Here is an 18290-nt window from a genome sequence, read left to right as displayed (position 1 = left end):
CGTTTTTATTTTATATTAAAGAGATAATAACATGAATAATAGTCATTTTTTTGCTCATTTATCGCGATTAAAACTTATTAACCGTTGGCCTTTAATGCGTAATGTAAGAACAGAAAATGTATCAGAACATAGTTTACAAGTTGCTTTTATTGCGCATGCTTTGGCTATAATTAAAAATAAAAAATTTAATGGCAATGTAAACCCCGAACGAATTGCATTGTTAGCAATGTATCATGATGTTTCAGAGGTTATCACGGGCGATTTACCAACACCGACAAAATACTACAACCCACAAATTACCGTTGAATATAAAAAAATTGAAAAAATAGCCCAACACAAACTAATTAATATGCTTCCAAAAGATCTACAGGAAGATTTTAAAACACTCATTGATGATGATTTTTATAACGAAGCAGAAAAAAGTATCGTAAAACAGGCTGATGCATTATGTGCCTATCTTAAAACGATTGAAGAATTGAGTGCTGGTAATAATGAGTTTAAATTAGCAGAACAACGTTTAAAGAAAACTTTATCTGAACGCAGCAGCCCTGAAATGGACTATTTTTTAGATGCTTTTCTTCCTAGTTTTAGTTTGTCATTAGATGAAATAACGATGTAAAAATAATTTACCTAGTTAAGGTATTATCTATTACAGCTAATCCATTATTTTCAGAACATAAAATATGATATTGCCGATAAGAAAGATATTTTAATAACGGTAATAGTTTTTAGTTGTAGCTAAACTTTAATTGATAGATACAAAATTTAGGGTAAGTTCTATTTTAATTTAATGCCATATTTTATGTACTTTGATTAAAGAATATAGTATCTATTATTTCCTATTAAACTTATTTTTACTGATAAGATCATTAACTTGCATCATTTTAGGCTTAGTTATATTATGAAAGGAATATAATGTTATTTAAGGAATAAATTATGTTAAAATCAATTGATCCGACAACAACCCAATCTTGGAAATCCCTTCAAGCTAGTTACGAAAAACACCACAATAAAACCATTGCACAAATTTTGAAAGAAGAACCGAAACGCGTTGAAAAACTTACTATTCCTTTTGAAGATGAGTTTTTAGTTGATTTGTCTAAAAATAGAGTAACGCAAGAAACGCTAGAATTGCTTTATAAGCTAGCTGATGAATGCGATCTAATTGGTGCTACTAAAGCCATGTATAGTGGTGAAAAGATTAATTGTACAGAAAATCGAGCTGTATTACATGTTGCATTACGTAACGTATCAAATACACCAATTTATGTTGATGGTAAGAATGTGATGGATGATGTTAACGCTGTCTTAGCTAAGATGGAATCATTCAGTAAAAAAGTGATCAATGGTGAGTGGAAAGGCTATACCGGTAAAAAAATTACTGATGTGGTGAACATCGGTATTGGTGGTTCAGATCTAGGACCAGTAATGATTACCGAAGCACTACGACCTTATAAAAACCACTTGAACATGCATTTCGTATCAAATGTAGATGGTACACATATTGTTGAAGCACTTAAAGGTTTAAATCCTGAAACGACATTATTTTTAGTGGCTTCTAAAACCTTTACTACACAAGAGACTATGACTAATGCACAGACAGCACGCGCATGGTTAATTGATGCTGCTAAGGATGATAAAGCGGTTGCGTTGCATTTTGTTGCATTATCAACCAATGCCAAAGAGGTTGAAAAATTTGGTATTGATACAGCTAATATGTTTGAGTTTTGGGATTGGGTTGGTGGACGTTATTCGTCATGGTCTGCAATAGGATTATCGATTGTTTTATCTATTGGATTTGATAACTTTAAGCAATTTTTAGCTGGCGGCCATGCAATGGATAAACACTTCCAAAATGCACCAATCGATAAAAATATTCCAACTTTGCTTGCGTTAATTGGTATTTGGTATAACAATTTTTGCGGTGCTGAAACCGAGGCAATTTTGCCTTATGATCAGTATATGCATTGTTTTGCTGCTTATTTCCAACAAGGGAATATGGAGTCGAACGGTAAGAGTGTTGATCGTAATGGAAATAAAACGCCTTATACTACAGGTCCAATTATTTGGGGTGAGCCAGGAACAAATGGTCAACATGCGTTTTATCAATTAATTCATCAAGGAACTAAGCTCATTCCTTGTGACTTTATTGCTCCAGCAATTAGCCATAATCCTGTTGGCGATCATCATCCTAAGTTGCTTTCTAACTTTTTTGCTCAAACCGAGGCATTAGCATTTGGTAAAACAAAAGCGCAAGTCGAGCAAGAGTTTATTGCCGCAGGTAAGACACTTAACGAGGTTAAATCTATTGTGCCATTTAAAGTCTTTGATGGTAATAAACCGACTAATTCGATATTAGTGAAGAAAATCACTCCTTATACACTTGGCGCATTGGTTGCGATGTATGAACATAAAATTTTTACTCAAGGGGTTATTTTAAATATCTTTAGTTTCGATCAATGGGGTGTGGAGCTTGGTAAACAATTAGCTGGGCGAATTCTACCTGAATTAGCTGATGATAAGCCAGTGAGTTCCCATGATGATTCGACCAACAATTTGATCAACCAATATAAAAAGTGGCGTTAGATTGTTTTAGTCAATCAGCTATTATAAGAGGACAAAATAAAACCTTCGGCCTTGGCTGAAGGTTTTATTATATTTTATGGAGTTACTTTTTAATTCGTATTATTGGTGTTTTACCCGCTTCAACAGAACCAGATAATTTAGTTAACTCAACGACAGTTTCCATATTAGAAATAACCACTGGGGTTAACACTGATTTTGCTTTGCTTTCAAGTAATGGCAAATCGATTTCAATAATCGTATCACCTACTTTTACGTGTTGACCTTCTTCTGCAATTCGAGTAAAGCCTTCGCCTTTTAGTTCTACGGTATCAATACCAAAGTGAACAAAAAGTTCAATGCCTTCGTCTGATTCAATAGCAAAAGCGTGGTTGGTTTCGAAAATTTTGCCAATTTTACCATTTAATGGTGCAACAATTTTATTGCCAGATGGTTTAATTGCAATGCCATCTCCAACGATTTTTTCAGCAAAAACTACATCTGGAACATCTTCGATTTTGACAATTTCGCCACTTAGAGGAGCAATAATCTCGATGCTGTTTTTATTATCATCGGATACAAATTGCTTAATTTTATCGAATAGACCCATTATTGTCTCCTAACAAACTTGCTTTTCAGCAGTATAATTTTCAATTAACTCGATGATTTCTTTGGATGTTGCTTTTTCAAGTACGGTATCTGCAAATTTTTTCGCTTCTGCGTAATTTGTATTGCGAATTAATTTTTTAATTTTTGGAATAGATACTGCACTCATACTGAATTCATCAAGTCCCATACCAAGTAATAAGATAGTTGCTCTTTCATCGCCAGCAAGTTCACCACACATGCCAGTCCATTTACCTTCTTTGTGAGAAGCATCAATAACTTTTTTAATCAGTGCCAACACTGAAGGTGAAAAAGGATTATAAAGGTGAGAAATAAGTTCATTACCACGGTCAACAGCTAAAGTGTATTGTGTTAAATCGTTAGTACCGATACTAAAGAAATCCACCTCTTTGGCTAAATGGTGTGCAATTACAGCTGCTGCTGGTGTTTCAATCATAACACCGATTTCAATATTTTTATCAAATGCTTTACCTTCAACATTTAATTGTTCTTTAAGAATATTGATTTCTGACTTTAAGGTACGAATTTCTTCAACTGAAATAATCATCGGGAACATGATACGAAGTTTACCAAATGCCGATGCCCGTAATATTGCACGTAGTTGTGCGTGTAATATTTCTTTGCGATCTAAGCATATACGAATAGCTCGCCAGCCTAAAAATGGGTTTTCTTCTTTTGGTAGGTGCATATAAGGTACATCTTTGTCACCACCAATATCCATGGTACGGACAATAATTGATAGGCCATTAGCTGCTTCAGCAACTTCTTTGTAGGCCTTAAATTGTTCCTCTTCGTTTGGATATGCTTCACGATCCATGAATAAAAATTCAGTACGATAAAGCCCAACCCCCTCGTAACCATTACGCTCAGCTCCAGTAATATCACGGACGGTACCTATGTTACTACAAATTTCTACTTGATGACCATCAAGTGTGACTGCAGGTAAATCTTTTAACTTTGCCAGTTCTTCTTTATCGGCAACGTATTTGGTCTGAACTTGTTTTAGTTTTTCTTGAGTGCTATGATTTGGATTAATATAAATGGCATTATTTATTGCATCTAAAATAATAAAATCACCATGCTTGATCTTTTGAGTAGCATTAGATGTACCAACAATAGCAGGGATTTCCAAAGAGCGAGCCATAATTGATGTGTGTGAAGTACGGCCACCTGCGTCAGTAATAAAACCTAATACCATGTCTAAGTTTAATTGCGCGGTTTCTGACGGTGTTAAGTCAGTAGCAACTAAAACACATGGTTGGCTTATTGCACTCAAGTCAACAATTTCGATACCTAAAATATTTTTAAGTAATCGTTTACCGATATCACGAATATCGGCAGCACGCTCTTTTAAATATTCATCATCTAAGTTTTCTAATTCTTTAGCTTGAGTTTCAAAAACAGATTGGACCGCAGCGTCTGCACTTGAATGTTTGCTTTGAATACGAGAAATCACTTCTTGTTCAAGATCTTCATCTTCAAGAAGCATAATATGTCCTTCAAAAATGGCTGCTTTATCTTCGCCTAATGTTGATTTTGCACGCTCCATAATTACGTGTAACTGTTCACTTGATTTTTCTCGAGCTGCCTTAAAGCGTTCGATTTCAGAGTCAATTTTATTATCAACAACTTGTCTATTGTTAATAACAATTGGTTCTTCTTTTAGTAATAACGCTTTCGCAAACGCGATGCCGGGGGAAACAAGTATACCTGATACCATAACATTTAATCCTTATTCAATTTCAAAACCTTTCATAGCTAATCGGGAGTTATTATTCCAATTTAGGAATTAATTTTACTAAATGATCAACTGCTTCTTTTTCATCTTCACCTTCGGCTGCGATGGTAATGGTTGTACCTTGTGTTAAACCTAATGTTTGTAATTTAAATAGGCTTTTAGCACTTGCACTTTTACCATTAGATGTGACAGTAATTTCTGCATTAAAGTTTTTGGCTTCTTTCACAAATTGTGCTGCAGGGCGAGTATGAAGACCATTAGATGCAGTAATGGTTACATCTTGTTTGTACATATTATTGTTACTCCCAAAAATATTTTCATTCTAGCGACCAATATAAATAAAAACTGTCTGAAAGGCTAGTAAGATTTTTCATATATCTTTTATATTAACTCAATCTTATTAGCTTTAATTTATAAAGATAGCTACCTTTTATTAATACCATTTTATTAATATCGGTAGATGCGAGTGATTTTATCACTACATTTTTTAAATTCTACCTGTCCATGGATTCCATGTTTGATGTTTTCAAACACAATTTCTTCACTACCATCAAGTTGTGAGGCGTGAATTTCTTCTTTACAGAAAGTTTCAAATCTCTGTAATTCTTGTTCGCCATCACCTATTTTATATGATTTAGGTAAATCTTGACTGGTTACATTGGTCTGTATTTTATCCTGTACATCAAGGATAATGACACCTTTATTAGGTAAAAATGAACTACAGGATGCTAACAAAAACACTAATCCTGAAAAACATAATAGACTTAATCGTTTCAGAGGTAATTTGGCAATTAATCTAACAATGTTCAAAATAATTCCTTTATAAAGCACAGTAACCTGTTTATTATTTACAATTGGTTACGGATTATATACTAATAATCAAAGAAAGTGCAGAGTACATTTTTAGCAATGTGATAATATTAGAGGAAATTTATGCAAGATACTATTAATTACGACGAATTTAATCGTCAACTAATCCAAAATAAAATCGGTATTACCGCTGCTGAGTTTCATGGTTTTCTTTCTGGAATTTTAGCAGGTGGTAATCATGATGAAAGTTGGCGTCCTTTAGTTAGCGATATGTTAAATAATGGTCAAGCGATTGTTGAACCATTAGCTGAGCAAATAACAAGGCTTTATCAGTTAACTAAGCAACAGTTTTCTGAAGATAATTTTGAATTTGAGCTGTTACTTAGCCATCATGATTTGTTTACGCAAATTGATGATTTGGTTGGCTGGGTGAATCACTTTTTGCTTGGTATTGGACTTGCACAGCCAAAAATTAATCATCTTAAAGGTGATGTTGGTGAAGCAATCTATGATCTACGCCAAATTGTTAAATTGGGTTATGATGAAAGTGAAGATCAACAAGAACTTGGTTTTGCATTTGAAGAAATTAAAGAGTATGTTCGTATAACCGCTATGCTCTGTTTTGATGAGTTTAACGAGCCCGATATAGCTACAACAATTCATTAATCAATATTAATAATTACATCCCATTAAATAAGGCCATAACTATGATAAACAGTAATATCAAAACAGAACTATTGACACGACGGGAAAAACTATTAGCTCAGATGACCGCAAATAGCGTTGCACTTTTTTTTGCGGCCCCTGAAATAACACGAAGTAATGACACAAATTACCCTTATCGACAAAATAGTGATTTTTGGTATTTTACGCTTTTTGCTGAGCCAGAAGCAGTTTTTATTATTGTTAAACAACAAGATAATTCAACTAAATTTGTTTTATTTAATCGCAAAAAAGATCCGTTAGCCGAAACTTGGACAGGTTACCGATTAGGACAACAAGCAGCGTTAGATGCCATTTTTGTTGATGAAGCCTATGCATTTGATGAAATTGATACCGTATTACCTCATTTATTGAATGGTAAAACAGCAATCTATCATGCTGATCAACAATATGATTATGCTGATGACATTGTTGATAATGCGATGGAAACGTTGCGAAAAGGTAATAAATTGAATCTTTTCGCACCCAATTGCATGATTGATTGGCGACCGCTAGTTCATGAAATGCGCATGTTTAAATCTGACTTTGAAATGGCTATTTTACGCCAAGCTTGTCAAATTAGTGCTAAAGCACATGTTCGTGCTATGCAAAAATGTCAGCCAACTATGTTTGAATACCAGCTAGAAGCCGAAATTTTACACGAATTTGCTTGGCATGGAGCTCGATATCCATCTTATAACACCATTGTTGGTAGTGGTAATAATGGATGTATACTACATTATGAAAATAATAGTCAGCAGTTAAAAGATGGCGATTTAGTTTTAATTGATGCGGGTTGTGAATATCAGTACTATGCAGGAGATATAACTCGCACTTTTCCTATCAATGGCAAATTTAACCACGCTCAACTTGAAATTTATAACATCGTTTTAGCATCACAATATCAAGCCATTAAATTATTTAAACCGGGCACTTCAATTATGGAAGTCAATAATCAAGTTGTAAGAACGATGGTAGAAGGTTTAGTAAAACTCGGGATTATGCAAGGTGATGTTGATAGCTTAATTGCTAATAAAGCTTATACACAATATTACATGCACGGTTTAGGACATTGGTTAGGAATTGATGTGCATGATGTAGGTAGTAATCGAGCTAGAATATTAGAGCCAGGTATGGTTTTAACAGTAGAACCAGGGTTATATATTAATCAAGATGCCGATGTGCCAGAGCAATATAAAGGTATCGGTATTCGGATTGAAGATAATATTTTAATCACACAATCAGGCAATGAAGTTCTAACCAGCGGTGTTCCTAAAGAACCGAACGAAATTGAAAAGCTAATGGGAAAAAATAAGTAAATTATTAATGGTAAGCCATAACCTCTTTGCTTAAAGTTATGGCTTATTAGTTAGCTAATCATCAAAAAGTTAATACCTAACTATTTAGGCATCTAATTGTTATCTAAACGAATCGATTTATCACGATTAAAAATAATTCTAATTTTTAGGTTTTTTGCCGGAATTGGCTTGTATTTCCAAGTTTTCATGGCATTTATTACCGAACGATTAAATATATTATTAGGATTTGCTTCAACGATGCGAATATTTTCAACTCGACCATCGCTATTAACATCAAACATTGCTATCACATAACCTTCTAAGCGCATATCAAGCGCTCGGCGTGGATACTCAGGTTGATTTCGTCTAATTGGAGAAGGATTACCTGAATATTGGCGATTATCTGAAAGTTTGGGTGCAACAGAGGTATTTGCCAAATTTTCACTAATCACTTCTTGCCTAACTTGTTTATGAGAAGATTTTTGGACTGATTGGCGCTTTTTTTTGGGCTTTTTCTCTTTTTTTACTACAACTTCCTTTTGGGGGGAAGTGGTTGATTTATCAGGTTTTTTTTCGATAATAGGTTCCGAATTTTCTTCTTTAACCACTTCAGGTTCAACAACAGGATCAATTGGTGTTTCTTCAATTTGTTTGTTATCGATCAGTTCGCTATTTTCCGCACCTTGAGTTTCTGGGGTATTTTCAACTAATGATTGTTCAGGGGCGGCAAATTGCGATAGATCGACCATAATTGCTTTAATAGCATTATCACCTTCATCAACAGTAATATTTTTAGCAAACAAGGCAGAACTAAAGATCAGTGCAAATAAGATAAGATGCGACAATACAGAAACTGATGTATATGCATAGGTGTTTCTAGGTTTTTTTTTAATTGGACTCAAAGGGACCTTAGTATTATTGAGATCTATATCAAAGTTAATCTTCATAATAATAATCATATTTAACTTAATGACCGTTATTCTAAATGAAAATGCTTATCATTTGTAGTGTTATTTTAAAATAAGATAGATGACACCTTGTTGCATAAAGATATTTATCAGATAATAGAAACAAATATTTATTATTTGTAGTGGTTAGGCTGATGAACACTCCATCAATGAATCAAATACTCGATCTTGTTAAAAATGATTTAGTCAAAGTAAATGAGGCAATACAGGCAGAACTAACTTCTGATGTGGCTTTAATTAATCAATTAGGCAATTACATTATTAGTAGTGGTGGAAAACGTATTCGTCCGGTTATTGCATTGTTAATTGCTAAAGCACTCAACTACCAAGGTGATAAACATATTATCACAGCTGCTTTTATTGAATTTATTCATACCGCCACCTTATTGCATGATGATGTTGTTGACGAATCCGATTTACGCCGAGGTAAATCAACCGCCAATGCACTTTTTGGAAATGCCGCGAGCGTATTAGTTGGCGATTATATTTACACACGCTCTTTTCAAATGATGGTACGTACAGAATCGTTTAAAGTATTGACGATCATGTCGGCTGCAACCAATGTAATAGCTGAAGGTGAAGTACAACAGTTGATTAATTGTAATGATCCTGATATCACAAAAGAACAATATTTAGATGTAATTTATCGCAAAACGGCACGTCTATTTGAAGCAACATCGCATTCTGCTGCAGTCCTAGCAGGAGCTAGTGAGGAGCAAGAACTCGCCTTACAAGAATATGGAAAATATCTAGGCACAGCCTTTCAAATCATTGATGATCTACTTGATTATAGCGCTGATAGCAATCAAAAATTAGGTAAAAATTTAGGGGACGATCTTAACGAAGGCAAACCCACTCTACCGCTTTTACATGCTATGCACCACACAAAAAATGCCCAAGATGCGGCATTAATTCGCCAAGCAATAGAGCAAGGTAATGGTCGACAATTATTAGATCGTATTTTAAACATCATGGACGAATGTGGTTCGCTAGATTTTACGTTACAAACCGCTCAAAAAGAAGCGCAAAAAGCGTTTGACGTTATCGCAATTTTACCTGATTCGCCTTATAAACAAGCGTTACAAGATCTTGCCTTATTGTCAGTAAAAAGAGAAAGCTAATTATCCAATAAATCAATTAAATATATGCTTTTTATACTCAAACGCATAGTTTCCTGAAACTTTTTGTCATTAGTTTCATATACAATAATTAAATTTAAGGTAATTATTTATGCTTAAAAGGTTTTGGCCTGTTTTGTTAATTTTTATCTCGATGATTTCAGTGCAAGGTAGTGCCTCAATAGCCAAATATCTGTTTCCTGTATTAGGGCCTGAAGGGATGACGGCTTGGCGATTGTTTTTTTCATCCATTATGTTGATTTTTATATTCAAACCATGGCGTAAAACAATGACAAAACAGGCATTGAAATACGTTTTTTTGTATGGCATTTCAATTGGTTGTATGAATTTAGCGTTTTACAACGCAATCGCAAGAATTCCGCTAGGTATTGCAGTTGCCATTGAACTCACTGGGCCAATTATAGTGGCGATGTGCTCATCACGAAAACTACTTGATTTTATTTGGTTAGGTATTGCTATTATTGGTCTATCTATGCTTTTACCACTTTATCAAGTTTCAGATAATTTAGACCCTATAGGGATTTTATTTGCGTTGTTAGCGGGAAGTGGTTGGGCGTGTTACATCTTATTTGGACGCAAAGCCAGCACTATTTATGGCTCAGCCAGCGTAGCGATTGGATCAGTCATTGCTTCGTGCTTTTTATTTCCTATTGGAATTTGGCAAAGTGGCAGTACCATGTTTTCGTTGGAATTGCTCCCAATGGTTTTTCTGGTCTCATTATTAGCATCAGCAATCCCTTATGGATTAGACATGATTGCACTACCAAAATTACCAGCACAAACATTTAGTACATTAATGAGCTTATCGCCTGTTTTTGCCGCACTTTCTGGATTCATTGTTTTGCATGAACAACTAACCCACTACCAGTGGTTAGCCATTATTTTTATTATTACCTCATCGATAGGTACAGTGCTAACTATGAGTCGTCCAGTAAAAATAAAATCGAGTAAACCAAACAATTAAACAATTAAAACCACTATCGCACTATTTATAAGTGGATAGTGGTTTATAAGCGCGATAGTGGTTGTACGGCGAGCTATAGTTAACAGTTACTAAGTACTCAGTTATAACTCATTTAATTGAAAATTTAGTATTAATGACTTAACGAGGAGGTAATCCCATACCACCGCCCATTAATCCTTTCATTTGGCGCATCATCTTCATCATGCCGCCACCTTTCATTTTTTTCATCATCTTTTGCATATCTTCAAACTGTTTTAACAGCTTGTTGACATCTTGAACCTGAGTTCCCGAACCGTTGGCAATACGGCGTTTACGAGATCCTTTAATGATTTCAGGGTTAGCTCGCTCTTTTAATGTCATTGAACCAATGATTGCTTCCATTTTGATGGTAATTTTATCATCCATCTGTGCTTTAATATGATCAGGAAGTTGACCAACACCTGGCAATTTAGCTAACAAAGCCCCCATTCCGCCCATATTACGCATCTGTTTTAACTGATCTTGGAAATCGTTAAAATCAAATTTATCACCTTTTTTTAGCTTCTTGGCAATTTTTTCAGCTTTTTCGCGATCGACATTGCTTTGCAACTCTTCAATTAAAGATAGCACATCGCCCATACCTAAAATACGTGAAGCAATGCGATCAGGGTAAAATGGCTCTAAAGCGTCTGTCTTTTCACCCATTCCTAAAAATTTAATTGGCTTACCGGTAATATGGCGAATTGATAACGCTGCACCACCACGAGCATCCCCGTCAACTTTTGTTAAAATTACACCAGTAAGCGGTAATGCATCATTAAATGCTTTTGCGGTATTAGCAGCATCTTGCCCTGTCATAGCATCGACCACAAATAGCGTTTCAATTGGATTGACGGCATGATGGAGCGCTTTGATTTCATCCATCATATCGCTATCAACATGCAAACGGCCTGCAGTATCAACAATTAACACATCAAAAAATTGCAATTTAGCGTGCGAAATAGCTTTATTAACGATATTGACTGGCTTTTCAGCAATATCAGATGGAAAAACTTCAACATCAATAGCTTTAGCTAACGTTTCGAGCTGTTTAATCGCAGCAGGGCGATAAACATCGGCAGAAACAACCAACACTTTCTTTTTATGTTTTTCTTTTAAAAATTTAGCTAGCTTAGCAACGCTCGTTGTTTTACCTGCCCCTTGCAAACCTGCCATTAAAATCACTGCGGGTGGTTGAGTTGCCAAATTGAGCGAACTATTAACCTCACCCATAGCCGTTGTTAATTCTGCCTGAACTATTTTGATAAATTCTTGACCTGGGGTTAAGCTCTTATTGACATCTAATCCAACAGCCTTTTCTTTAACTTGATTAATAAATTCACGAACTACGGGTAGTGCAACATCGGCCTCAAGTAGTGCCATACGAACATCGCGCAATGCATCTTTGATATTATCTTCAGATAATCTTCCTCGACCACTAATATTGCGGAATGTTTGTGATAAACGGTCGGTTAAATTCTCGAACATATTAACTCTCAATGAATAAAAAAATTATGTTTATAATATCAGAAAATTTCAATAAGTCCCACGATCATAATTTTGCGTTAGCTTGACACTAAATTGTGTTCCTGATGAAATGAGAACATAAAACAAAAAAGAAAAACCAAATATATTCACCATATTGATAACTAAATAATGCAATAGATTAAAAAGGAGAAAATTAAATATGGCAAAAATAATTAGTACTGATAAAGCGCCAGCCGCTATTGGACCTTATGTTCAAGCTATGGATTTAGGCAATATGTTATTTGCCTCAGGACAAATTCCATTAGATCCAACAACTGGTGAAATGCCAACTTGTGTTAAAGAGCAAGCCAAACAAAGTTTAGCTAATGTTAAAGCCATTGTTACCGCTGCGGGTTATCAAGTAAATAATATTGTTAAAACGACTATTTTTTTAGCCGATATGAATGATTTTGCTGCGGTAAATGCAGTATACGAAGCCTTTTTTATTGAAAATAATGCATCTTTCCCTGCACGTTCTTGCGTACAAGTAGCTCGAATTCCCAAAGATGCTAAAGTCGAAATCGAAGTTATTGCCGCTAAATAAATTTGCTTATCAAATTAGCACCAATAGGTGCTAATTTTTGTCAAAAAGTTTCAGGTAACTATGTGTTTCAGTATAAAATTAATATAAAAACATGCCTTTTTGGGTTATTTTGTTGTTTATTCCTCTTATTAAAAAACGGCAATTTTCCAACCAAAAATCAACTTAATTATTTGCTATAAAACTAATATTTAATGATTGATCGCCAATAGAGTTGGTGCAATAATCTACAATTATTTATTATTATTATTATTTGTACCAATTGGATTGTAAAAATGTTTGAAAAAGTAGAGCCGTATGCAGGGGACCCGATTTTATCGTTAGTTTCTGAATTTATTAATGATAGTCGAGACAACAAAATAAATTTAAGTATTGGTTATTATTATGATGAAAATAGCATAGTGCCTCAATTACAATGTATTAAAACGGCGCGTGATTATATCTATCATCACAATCAAGATGCTCAATTGTATTTACCCATGAGTGGGCTACCAGCTTATTGCCAAGCGATCCAATCTTTATTATTTGGTGAAGAGCATTCGGCCTATAAAGATAAACGTATCGCAACGATACAAACCTTAGGCGGATCGGGTGCTCTTAAAATAGGTGCTGATTTTTTATTTCGCTATTTCCCAAATTCACAAGTATGGGTCAGCGCTCCAACTTGGGAAAATCACATCGCCATTTTTAATGGTGCAGGTTTTAAAGTAAACCAATATCCTTACTTTGATGAACAAACATGTGGCGTAAAATTTGAGGCAATGCTTGAAACATTAAATCAACTACCAGCTAAAAGCATAGTCTTACTACACCCTTGTTGCCATAACCCAACTGGCGCTGATCTAACGCAAGCACAGTGGGATAAAGTAATAGCAGTTTTACAAGCACGAGATCTTATTCCATTTATGGATATTGCTTATCAAGGCTTTGGCAAAGGTATTGAACAAGACGTTTATGCGATTCGAAAAATGGCAGATGCAGGATTGTGTGGATTTGTTAGCAACTCATTTTCGAAAACATTTTCACTTTATGGTGAACGTGTCGGTGGTTTATCGGTTTTATGTGATAACAATAATGTTGCCAACTGCGTATTAGGGCAGCTGCAAGCAACCGTTCGCAAAAATTATTCTTCTCCTGCGGCATATGGCGTGCAGTTAGTGAGTTATGTTTTAAATAATCCAGAACTTAAAGCGCAATGGTTTAAAGAAGTCGACTCCATGAGAAATCGCATCGTAACCATGCGATCAACTCTAGTTGAATTATTAAAAAAAGCAGTACCTGATTGTCATTTTGATTATTTAGTAAAACAGCAAGGCATGTTTAGTTATACCGGTTTTAGTAAAGAGCAAGTTACACAATTAAAAGATAATTTTGCTATTTATTTGGTGGGTAGCGGAAGAATGTGTGTAGCAGGTTTAAATCACCATAATATCGAACGTGTGGCAGAAGCATTTGCTGCACTAAAACAATCATGTTAATAAAGGAGTGTATTTTTATGTTCCATAAAATGTTAATGTTAATATTAGGTATAGCAATGACGACTCTAGTTGTTGGATGTAACACCGTTAAAGGTGTTGGTCAAGATGTCGAATCTGGCGGAAAAGCCATTTCACATACAGCCGAAAAAGTGAGTGATAAAATGTAACTAAGGTTATCTATGTCTAGCAAAATATCCGTTTTTTAACTATTTTTAGAGTAAAAATGTTTTGTATTTTATATTTTTACTTGTTGGGTGCGGTTCGTTAAATTTACGAATTGCACCTTTAATTATGGAAAATTGCCAATATTCAAACCTATCGAATTTTTATTAAATACATCACCTAGCATATACCTGAAATAATCCTTTTGATAAATCAGAAGGTTATTAGCAGTCTTCAAAAAAATCCCACAAAAAACTAGCCAAGTGTTTTTTTTATAGTTACAATCATAACCAATTCAGTTCACTTAGTGAACTAATAAAAATAAAAAATTAAATAAAACAAATAATTAATTGACAGGCGAAATGTTATGTTGTATAATTTTAAACACCGAACACCGAACACCGACACTGGCAACCCTATCTCTTAAATTTATCAAATAACGCCCTTAGACAATTTTTTACGCTTTCCTCGTTTATATTCTCGAAGTTATCACTTAAATTATTATCGGCATTATCGCCGAAGTTATCTCAAAAAGCCGTGCTAGTATTAGCATTATTATTGTCGTCTTCATGGAATTTACAGGCATCAATAAGTAAAATTGAACGATCGGGTAATCGTAGTGATGCAATAATGATTCCGTCGCCAGTTATCAATTACGCAAGGCCGAGTCTACGATTTGGTGGTGGCGTTCTTGACGATATTCACGATAGCGACTTTCTGGCAGGTCCAGCTGAAATATGGAATCCATATAAGGGATTCTTAGTTCAAATTAACCCGATGTTATACAGTCAAAATTTTCCGACAACGGGTGCTGATGGGTTATATTTTGATTTATTGATAGACGGATATGAGGGGGGATTGATATGGGAACCTGTCACACATGAGGGAATAACAGCAACAGTAACGAATGTCGTTGCTAATGAGTGGTGGATGACTACTCCTGCCGATAAAGGAAAAGTTGTAGCACGTGTTAAGTTAACCGGACCAATGGCAAATAATAGTCAGAAACAGTCAACAGATCCAGGTAAAATTACTGTGCCAAATTTACCACAGACATTTGAGCTAGTGGGTAGGGATAGTTCAGGTAATGAAGTTGTAAAATATGGATTTGTTTTGCAGAAATGGTTTGTCAGTGGAGGGCCTAATAAATTCGAAACTCTTCCTAATCAAGTAAGTTGGTGCCGTAGTTTAGGCTATCGACTTATTAAAGTAAAAGATGTCACTAACGCAGTTTGTTTCAATTTTAACTCAGGATTTTGGTGTAAAGGCGCTGTTGGCGCTACGCCGTCCTCAAATGGTAATCATTATCAGCGTCGAATAGGCGCCGGGTTTATTACAGAGTGGGGGCTACTCTCAGTTTATGGCGCAGAATTTAGAGAAGGGTTTCACTGGACGAGTGACGAAAGTGATGACCACAGGTACCAGCTCACTGTGTGGCCACGTTTTGGTGATATAGGCGGCTATGATTATTCTACTTCTCTACGTATGATTTGTGTTACACCTTAGTTTTTAGCCATTAATCCTAATAGAAAGCTACCCTAGCATAAGATGGGTGTTAAACCAATAAAGCTGCGCTTTTGTGATTAGATAGCAAAAGCGCTTTTTTGAAATAAAAAATCTTTTGAGTAAGCGCTGAATTGGCTAAAAATACTCAGATAGAATGCTTGTTTTCCTAAGTCTTTCTACATTTTTATGCTTTTATCCAGTCCTGCTGCCATTTTCTTAGTTTTTGTTTGTCTATTTTATATTTACCTTGTTTTTATTAATTAGAGTCGTTCAAAAAATAGGTAAATACATAAATTTAACAGGGGTTAAAAGACAAACCGTGTTACAAAATTGCCAAATTGTTTATATCGCTATTGATTCTTTAGCTAAAGATAAGGATAATCCTTCACTCATTGAATCTAACGATTTATCGATTATTAAGCAGGAACAAAAATGATCAAGGAAAAAGAACTTAAAGGTTTAGGCGGTTGGCTAATTTTAGTTGGTATTGAATTATTTTCTTATTTTTTTTACATTGGATATGTTATTTTTTCTATACTAAATGTGGTTGATTTTATCGACGTATGGACACAATTATTGGATCCCTACTCGAAAATGCACACAATTCATTTGGGTCTGTTTATTTTAGGTGACATGGGTCTAAATTGTTTATTATTGCTTTTAAACGCTTATATTATATTTTTATATTTTACTAAAAGTTATAAATTTCCTAACTTTTTTATTATATTTAGTAGCAGTTTTATTGTTTTTAAGCTAATTGAAAGATGTTGGTATCTTTTTATCATATTACCATTCGAATTTGAGTTTTCTTTTATAAAAGATATTGTGATAGCAATCATTTATACCAGTATTTGGATTGCTTATGTGTTAAAGTCAGTGCGAGTCAAAAATACATTTGTTAATGGTCGCCATAGTGAAGTTACTCATAGCGACATAATTAGTTAATTTGTTTTAAGGAAATAAAATGACATCAAATTTAGAAAATTTAGTAAATGGAAAAGTAACAAAAGCGGTTATCCCTGTTGCAGGTTTGGGTACTCGTATGTTACCAGCAACTAAAGCTATTCCAAAGGAGATGCTCCCTGTTGTTGACAAGCCACTTATTCAATATGTAGTTAAAGAGTGTATTGCCGCAGGCATAACTGAAATTATATTTGTTACGCACTCATCAAAAAACTCAATTGAAAACCATTTCGATACTAGTTTTGAATTAGAAGCCATGTTAGAGGCGCGTGTTAAACGCCAATTATTACAAGAAGTACAAGGCATTTTACCTAAAAATGTCACTATAACTAGCGTTCGCCAAGGCTTAGCAAAAGGGCTTGGCCATGCGGTATTATGTGCTTACCCTTTGGTTGGTAATGAACCTTTTGCTGTTGTTTTACCCGATGTGATTATCGATGAATACGAAAGTGACCTTACCAGCGATAATTTAGCTGCAATGATCAAAAATTACCATGAAACCAAACATAGCCAAATCATGGTAGAGCCCGTGCCAAAAGAATTAGTTTCTTCTTACGGTATTGTTGACTGCCATGGTGAATCGCTATCTGCCGGGAATGTTACACAAATGTATAGCGTTGTTGAAAAACCACCGGTTGACGAAGCACCATCAAATCAATCTATTGTTGGGCGTTATGTGTTATCTGAAAAAATTTGGCCTTTACTTGCTAAAACGCCATTAGGCGCAGGTGGTGAAATTCAGTTAACTGATGCCATTGCCATGTTACTTGAAGAAGATCCCGTTGATGCTTATTGCATAAAAGGCCGTAGTCATGACTGTGGTAATAAATTAGGTTATGTACAAACTTTTGTTCAATATGCGATGCGACATAAAAGCTTAGGTGGTGATGTTAAAACTTGGTTAAAAACGCTTTAGTTTTAACTAATATCAAACAATACTAAGAAGGACACAGTTTGTGTCCTTCAGATTGATGACAAAGAACTCGCTTTTTGGCGAGTTCTTTGATCTAATAGAGAGGAGTCCATTATAAGAGGAATTCTTCTATGCTAAAAAAACCAACTCCAGCGACACCAGAAAAAATAGAGCAAATCTCACTAGATGCGCTTGTTCCTCAAAATCATCTTGTTCGTAAAATAGCTAAAGTCATTGATTTTGAATTTATTCGAGAAGCGGTAGCACCACTTTATTGCCCTAATAACGGGCGCCTGGCAGAAGATCCGGTCAGACTGTTTAAAATCATGCTATTGGGGTATCTTTTCGGTATTCCCAGTGAACGTCGTCTGGTT

19 protein-coding genes are annotated in these 18290 nt (G+C 34.9%); 13 read left to right on the top strand and 6 right to left on the bottom strand.

The features are described from left to right. Window positions 1-31: 31 nt before the first annotated feature. Both yfbR and pgi read left to right on the top strand, forming a co-directional pair. Window positions 32-619, top strand: a complete 588-nt coding sequence (yfbR, locus tag GA0061080_RS02540) for a 5'-deoxynucleotidase (RefSeq protein WP_091120542.1) — start codon at window positions 32-34, stop codon at window positions 617-619. A 317-nt stretch (window positions 620-936) separates the two neighbouring features. Next, window positions 937-2586 carry a glucose-6-phosphate isomerase gene (gene pgi / locus GA0061080_RS02535; RefSeq protein ID WP_091120539.1) on the top strand — a complete coding sequence of 550 codons (1650 nt, stop codon included), beginning with the start codon at window positions 937-939 and terminating at the stop codon, window positions 2584-2586. A gap of 82 nt (window positions 2587-2668) precedes the next feature. Here pgi and crr read toward each other — a convergent pair whose 3' ends face one another. From crr to GA0061080_RS02515, 4 genes are all read right to left on the bottom strand, one after another. Then, the gene (crr, locus tag GA0061080_RS02530; protein ID WP_091120535.1) at window positions 2669-3172 is read right to left on the bottom strand and encodes a PTS glucose transporter subunit IIA; all 504 of its coding nucleotides are present in this window, start codon (window positions 3170-3172) and stop codon (window positions 2669-2671) included. A gap of 9 nt (window positions 3173-3181) precedes the next feature. Then, a complete protein-coding gene (ptsI, locus tag GA0061080_RS02525; protein ID WP_091120532.1) occupies window positions 3182-4909 on the bottom strand; it encodes a phosphoenolpyruvate-protein phosphotransferase PtsI in 1728 nt (575 codons plus the stop codon). Window positions 4910-4961: 52 nt separating this feature from the next. Beyond that, window positions 4962-5219 (bottom strand): phosphocarrier protein Hpr, encoded by a 258-nt coding sequence (ptsH, locus tag GA0061080_RS02520; protein WP_091120528.1) that lies wholly within the window; start codon window positions 5217-5219, stop codon window positions 4962-4964. A 155-nt stretch (window positions 5220-5374) separates the two neighbouring features. Beyond that, window positions 5375-5737: a hypothetical protein gene (locus GA0061080_RS02515; protein WP_091120524.1), complete on the bottom strand. Its 363-nt coding sequence runs from the start codon at window positions 5735-5737 to the stop codon at window positions 5375-5377. A gap of 123 nt (window positions 5738-5860) precedes the next feature. Here GA0061080_RS02515 and GA0061080_RS02510 point away from each other — a divergent pair, with 123 nt between their 5' ends. Both GA0061080_RS02510 and pepP read left to right on the top strand, forming a co-directional pair. Further along, a complete protein-coding gene (locus GA0061080_RS02510; RefSeq protein WP_091120521.1) occupies window positions 5861-6403 on the top strand; it encodes a UPF0149 family protein in 543 nt (180 codons plus the stop codon). 44 nt (window positions 6404-6447) lie between these two features. Continuing rightward, window positions 6448-7758: a Xaa-Pro aminopeptidase gene (gene pepP, locus GA0061080_RS02505; protein WP_439330214.1), complete on the top strand. Its 1311-nt coding sequence runs from the start codon at window positions 6448-6450 to the stop codon at window positions 7756-7758. A gap of 92 nt (window positions 7759-7850) precedes the next feature. Here pepP and GA0061080_RS02500 read toward each other — a convergent pair whose 3' ends face one another. After that, window positions 7851-8639: a TonB family protein gene (locus GA0061080_RS02500; protein ID WP_167349166.1), complete on the bottom strand. Its 789-nt coding sequence runs from the start codon at window positions 8637-8639 to the stop codon at window positions 7851-7853. A gap of 200 nt (window positions 8640-8839) precedes the next feature. On the opposite strand from GA0061080_RS02500, the gene ispB reads away from it, so the two are divergent. Beyond that, the gene (ispB, locus tag GA0061080_RS02495) at window positions 8840-9826 is read left to right on the top strand and encodes an octaprenyl diphosphate synthase (RefSeq protein ID WP_091120510.1); all 987 of its coding nucleotides are present in this window, start codon (window positions 8840-8842) and stop codon (window positions 9824-9826) included. A gap of 109 nt (window positions 9827-9935) precedes the next feature. After that, a complete protein-coding gene (locus GA0061080_RS02490; protein WP_091120507.1) occupies window positions 9936-10808 on the top strand; it encodes an EamA family transporter in 873 nt (290 codons plus the stop codon). A 138-nt stretch (window positions 10809-10946) separates the two neighbouring features. Here GA0061080_RS02490 and ffh read toward each other — a convergent pair whose 3' ends face one another. Next, entirely contained in the window at window positions 10947-12314 is a 1368-nt protein-coding gene (gene ffh / locus GA0061080_RS02485) for a signal recognition particle protein (RefSeq protein ID WP_034915314.1), read from the bottom strand. Between the two features lie 199 nt (window positions 12315-12513). Between ffh and GA0061080_RS02480 the strand changes: the two genes are divergently transcribed. From GA0061080_RS02480 to GA0061080_RS02450, 7 genes are all read left to right on the top strand, one after another. Next, the gene (locus GA0061080_RS02480) at window positions 12514-12897 is read left to right on the top strand and encodes a RidA family protein (protein ID WP_091120505.1); all 384 of its coding nucleotides are present in this window, start codon (window positions 12514-12516) and stop codon (window positions 12895-12897) included. A gap of 272 nt (window positions 12898-13169) precedes the next feature. Further along, on the top strand, window positions 13170-14372 hold the full coding sequence (locus GA0061080_RS02475; RefSeq protein WP_091120502.1) for an amino acid aminotransferase: 1203 nt from the start codon (window positions 13170-13172) through the stop codon (window positions 14370-14372). Between the two features lie 35 nt (window positions 14373-14407). Then, window positions 14408-14539 (top strand): entericidin A/B family lipoprotein, encoded by a 132-nt coding sequence (locus GA0061080_RS02470; protein WP_202112501.1) that lies wholly within the window; start codon window positions 14408-14410, stop codon window positions 14537-14539. 553 nt (window positions 14540-15092) lie between these two features. Then, window positions 15093-16040, top strand: coding sequence for a hypothetical protein (locus GA0061080_RS02465; protein WP_141683078.1), 948 nt, complete (start codon window positions 15093-15095; stop codon window positions 16038-16040). Window positions 16041-16472: 432 nt separating this feature from the next. After that, entirely contained in the window at window positions 16473-16985 is a 513-nt protein-coding gene (locus GA0061080_RS02460) for a DUF2569 family protein (RefSeq protein WP_091120494.1), read from the top strand. A 19-nt stretch (window positions 16986-17004) separates the two neighbouring features. Beyond that, window positions 17005-17919 carry a UTP--glucose-1-phosphate uridylyltransferase GalU gene (gene galU, locus GA0061080_RS02455; protein WP_091120490.1) on the top strand — a complete coding sequence of 305 codons (915 nt, stop codon included), beginning with the start codon at window positions 17005-17007 and terminating at the stop codon, window positions 17917-17919. A gap of 128 nt (window positions 17920-18047) precedes the next feature. Then, window positions 18048-18290, top strand: a 243-nt coding sequence (locus GA0061080_RS02450; protein WP_141683077.1) for a transposase, incomplete at its 3' end; no start/stop codon positions are given.

This window comes from Gilliamella intestini, from assembly GCF_900094935.1.
Lineage (GTDB): Bacteria > Pseudomonadota > Gammaproteobacteria > Enterobacterales > Orbaceae > Gilliamella > Gilliamella intestini.
Note: the sequence above shows the minus strand (reverse complement) of the source record. Positions and strands in the feature narration are given on the sequence as shown.

Bases quoted from the DNA above. Each gene is read 5' to 3' on its own strand.
- ispB (WP_091120510.1), top strand. From the start codon at position 8,840: ATGAACACTCCATCAATGAATCAAATACTCGATCTTGTTAAAAATGAT.
- GA0061080_RS02470 (WP_202112501.1), top strand. From the start codon at position 14,408: ATGTTAATATTAGGTATAGCAATGACGACTCTAGTTGTTGGATGTAAC.
- GA0061080_RS02460 (WP_091120494.1), top strand. From the start codon at position 16,473: ATGATCAAGGAAAAAGAACTTAAAGGTTTAGGCGGTTGGCTAATTTTA.
- yfbR (WP_091120542.1), top strand. From the start codon at position 32: ATGAATAATAGTCATTTTTTTGCTCATTTATCGCGATTAAAACTTATT.
- galU (WP_091120490.1), top strand. From the start codon at position 17,005: ATGACATCAAATTTAGAAAATTTAGTAAATGGAAAAGTAACAAAAGCG.
- ffh (WP_034915314.1), bottom strand. From the start codon at position 12,314: ATGTTCGAGAATTTAACCGACCGTTTATCACAAACATTCCGCAATATT.
- ptsI (WP_091120532.1), bottom strand. From the start codon at position 4,909: ATGGTATCAGGTATACTTGTTTCCCCCGGCATCGCGTTTGCGAAAGCG.
- GA0061080_RS02475 (WP_091120502.1), top strand. From the start codon at position 13,170: ATGTTTGAAAAAGTAGAGCCGTATGCAGGGGACCCGATTTTATCGTTA.
- ptsH (WP_091120528.1), bottom strand. From the start codon at position 5,219: ATGTACAAACAAGATGTAACCATTACTGCATCTAATGGTCTTCATACT.
- crr (WP_091120535.1), bottom strand. From the start codon at position 3,172: ATGGGTCTATTCGATAAAATTAAGCAATTTGTATCCGATGATAATAAA.
- GA0061080_RS02480 (WP_091120505.1), top strand. From the start codon at position 12,514: ATGGCAAAAATAATTAGTACTGATAAAGCGCCAGCCGCTATTGGACCT.
- pgi (WP_091120539.1), top strand. From the start codon at position 937: ATGTTAAAATCAATTGATCCGACAACAACCCAATCTTGGAAATCCCTT.
- GA0061080_RS02510 (WP_091120521.1), top strand. From the start codon at position 5,861: ATGCAAGATACTATTAATTACGACGAATTTAATCGTCAACTAATCCAA.
- GA0061080_RS02490 (WP_091120507.1), top strand. From the start codon at position 9,936: ATGCTTAAAAGGTTTTGGCCTGTTTTGTTAATTTTTATCTCGATGATT.